Origin of the sequence: Micromonospora sp. NPDC049580 (assembly GCF_040675595.1) — a bacterium.
Taxonomy (GTDB): domain Bacteria; phylum Actinomycetota; class Actinomycetes; order Mycobacteriales; family Micromonosporaceae; genus Micromonospora.
Genome location: NZ_JBFAPG010000586.1, coordinates 1 through 3,488, shown reverse-complemented (window position 1 = coordinate 3,488; position 3,488 = coordinate 1). Strand labels below are relative to the sequence as shown.

The following is a 3,488-nucleotide window of genomic DNA, read 5'->3' as shown; positions in this document are numbered from 1 at the left end:
ACACGGGGGGGCCCCCGCCCCGCCCTTCCGGGCCGGCCGGGGCACCCCGGGAAACCTGCCGCCGGCAGTGCCTCACCTACTGCCGGCGGCGGGTTGGCGCGTGAGCTACCCGATCAGAGAGCCGGGTACGCGTTGCGCATCAGCTCCTGGAACTGAGCCGAGAACCACGCACCGGAGATCGGCGCGTCCGGCAGGGCGCCGGTCGGGCTGTTGCCGTTGCGGGCGTTGCCGCCGTACGTCGGGTCGCACATCCGGTCGAAGCCCTTGCCCTCGTTGTTCGGGATCTCCTTGCTGGAGCCGTCCGACTCACCCGGGGGCTTCACCCAGACGTAGGCGTCGATACCCGTGGCCGGGTTCGCCCGGGGCCGCTCACCGAGACCGGCACCGGCCTGGTTGCACCAGTTGCCGGCGTGGGCCCGGCGGTCGATCCGACCACCGTTGACGTACGTGTCGACGCTTGTCGTCGCACCCGGGCCGGTGGGCCGGTTGGCGCCGCCCCAGCCGTTGCGGGAGGTGTCGATCAGCATGCCGATGTTGGAGTTGAAGCCGACCGAGATCAGCTTGGTACGGAACGCCTGGGCGAAGGACAGCTCGTCGACGTAGAAGTTCCAGTCGACCCACTTGGACTGCCGCACCGTCTGGCCGTTCACGGTGTCGGTGATCTTGAAGTACGGCTCCACGAGCGCCGAGTAGTTCGCGGTGTTGGTGATGAAGCCGTGCACGTTGTTGACCGTGCTGCCGGAGGCGACCGCGGCGGTCTTCAGGATGTCGGCGGTCGGGCCGAAGTTGCTGTCCCAACCGAGCCAGCCGTGGTGCCCGGCGTCGATGTAGTTGTAGACGTTGCCGATCGCGCCCAGCTTGGCGAGGGCGTAGCCGACGCCGTTCACGTACGCGCCGTTGGCCTTGACCGTGTCACACATGACCGTGCCGCCGGCCTGACCGGACGTGTTGGTCACCAGGTTCGGCAGCGAGTCGATCTCGATGACGTTGATGATCCGCAGGTTCCGGTACTTCGAGTCGCTCTGGATCGCGGCGATCGGGTCGATGTACTCGGCCTTGTACCGGGGCAGGTCGTTCGGGCCCAGCTCACCGTTGGAGGCGAGCGCCGAGCAGTCCCGGCCGGGCAGGTTGTAGATCACGAACTGGATGTAGCCGGCGCCCTGGCGCAGCGCCTCGTCCAGGTGCTCCCGCACCCCGAACGCGCCGTTCGAGCTGCTGTTCGGAGTGCCGTTGATGGCGGCGATCCGGTCCAGCCAGACGGCGGTGGGGTTGTTCGAGACCCGGCTTCCACCCGGCTCGGCATCCGCCTTGGCCTTCCACTCCGGGTTCACGTACCCGCGCACACCGGCGTACGGGTTGTCGACCTTGGTGCCCGGCGGAGTCGTGGTCGGCGGGGCCGTGGTGGGCGGGGCCGTGGTCGGCGGCGCCGTGGTCGGGGGCGCCGTGGTCGGCGGGGCCGTGGTGGGCGGGGCCGTGGTCGGCGGCGGGGTGGTCGGGTTACCGGTGCCACCGTTGCAGACCACACCGTTCAGGGTGAACGAGGTCGGCTTCGGGTTGCTGCCGCTCCACGCGCCGTTGAACCCGATGTTCGTCGACGCACCATTGGCGAGGGTGCCGTTGTAGGACAAGCTCCGGGCGGTGACCTGGCTGCCGGACTGGGTGTAGGTGGCCGACCAGCCCTGCTGCACCCGCTGGCTGGAGTTGGGAAAGGTCCAGCCGAGCGTCCAACCGTTGACCGGGTCGCCGAGGTTCTTGATGGTGATGTTGGCGGTGAAGCCGCCCTGCCAGTCATTGGTCGTGTACGCGATGTCGCACTGCGTCGCGGCCTGCGCCGCGGTGACCGGGATTGTCACCAGCCCGCCGGCGACCAGAACGCCCGCGCCTGCGAGCGCGAGGGTCCGGCGTGGGCCGGACAGCCTTCTCCACACATTCATGCCACTGATCTCCTTGGGCGAGACCGGGCTCGCGTACGGCCCGGCGAGACGGCCCGGCGGGCGTCCTGCACGGACGGCCTCCGGCGCCACGGGATTCATTGGGGGGTGCCCGACCCGGACGGGCGGTGGTGGTTGGTGGTGATTGGCCGGCGCGACACCGACCGCTCGGCGGCCGGTTGTCGTCCGGCGAACCGGATGCCCTCGACGACCTGCCTGCGCGGTGTGGCTCCCCGAACCGCGTGCGCCGATTCTTGCATGGGAGCGCTTCCATGGCAATGGCTCGATGCGCGGCCTGCCCTCGACTCGGACGATACCCCCGAGCAGCGCGAGCGGCACCTGCCGTCCGTTACCGGGATGACCGCCGCGGGTCGAGCACTGCGGGTCGGCAACAGCGCGGTGCGTACGCAAGGTCCTGCGGGACCCGAGACGGCACTACGGGCCGCGAAAGCCCCGTAGCACTCCTTTGCTACTTACTATTAGTAAAGGTGAGAACACGAATCTTTCACTTGATAAGTCATGAAACGGTCTAACGTCGGTCTTAGCTCGGTTGTCGCCGAGCTCAGGACAACAGGGATGGAGTGACGCAGGTCATGGCTAAGAAGATGCTCGGGAAGGTCGTTGCGGGCGCCGCACTCGGCGGCGCGTCGCTCCTGGTGTTCGCGCCGGGGATCGCGTTCGCTGACGGGCACCACGACGACGACGGCAAGGTCTTCGCCAAGCCGCACGTCGTGAAGGCCGGCGACGAGGTCAAGCTCCTCGAGATCTGCCCGGATCGGCAGGAGCACGCGTTCGTGTGGTCCAAGGTCACCGGCAAGGTCAAGCTCAAGCCGGTACGGGACGACCGGGGCGAGGACCGCGGCGAGTGGAGCGAGGAGGAGGACTCCTACGACCACGACGACAAGGGCAAGGACGAGCACGGCAAGGACGAGCAGGGCAAGGACGAGCACGGCAAGGACGACAAGGGCAAGGACCACGAGGGCAAGGACGAGCAGGGCAAGGACGAGCACGGCAAGGACGAGCAGGGCAAGGACGAGCAGGGCAAGGACGAGCACGGCAAGGACGACAAGGGCAAGGACCACGAGGGCAAGGACGAGAACGGCAAGGACGAGCACGGCGACGACGAGTCGCAGCCGTCCGCCGATGACGCCCAGCCCGGTGGCCAGGGCGGCGGCGCTGCCGCCGACGCCTCCCGCGACGAGGACAGCAAGGACTGGACGGGCGAGGAGCACGGCCAGGACGCGGACGACAGCCGCGACAAGAAGGACTGGGAGTCCAAGGACAAGGACAAGAAGGACTCGGAGTCCAAGGACGAAGACAAGAAGGACTGGGACTCCAAGGACAAGGACAAGAAGGACTGGGACTCCAAGGACGAAGACAAGAAGGACTGGGAGTCCAAGGGCAACGAGTACGGCTCCGACGACGAGTACGGCTCCGACAAGGGCCGCGAGTACAGCTCCGACAAGGGCCGCGAGTACGGCTCCGACGACGAGTACGGCTCCGACAAGGGCTGGGAGTCCAAGGGCCACGAGTACGGCTCCGACGACGAGTACGGCT

2 protein-coding genes are annotated in these 3,488 nt (G+C 68.0%); one reads left to right on the top strand and one right to left on the bottom strand.

The window, feature by feature from the left end:
* Positions 1–113: 113 nt before the first annotated feature.
* On the bottom strand, positions 114–1,934 hold the full coding sequence (locus AB0J68_RS29495; protein ID WP_355066059.1) for a glycoside hydrolase family 6 protein: 1,821 nt from the start codon (positions 1,932–1,934) through the stop codon (positions 114–116).
* Positions 1,935–2,524: 590 nt separating this feature from the next.
* On the opposite strand from AB0J68_RS29495, the gene AB0J68_RS29490 reads away from it, so the two are divergent.
* Positions 2,525–3,488, top strand: a 964-nt coding sequence (locus AB0J68_RS29490) for a hypothetical protein (RefSeq protein WP_363941833.1), incomplete at its 3' end; no start/stop codon positions are given.

Bases quoted from the DNA above. Each gene is read 5' to 3' on its own strand.
- AB0J68_RS29495 (WP_355066059.1), bottom strand. From the start codon at position 1,934: ATGAATGTGTGGAGAAGGCTGTCCGGCCCACGCCGGACCCTCGCGCTC.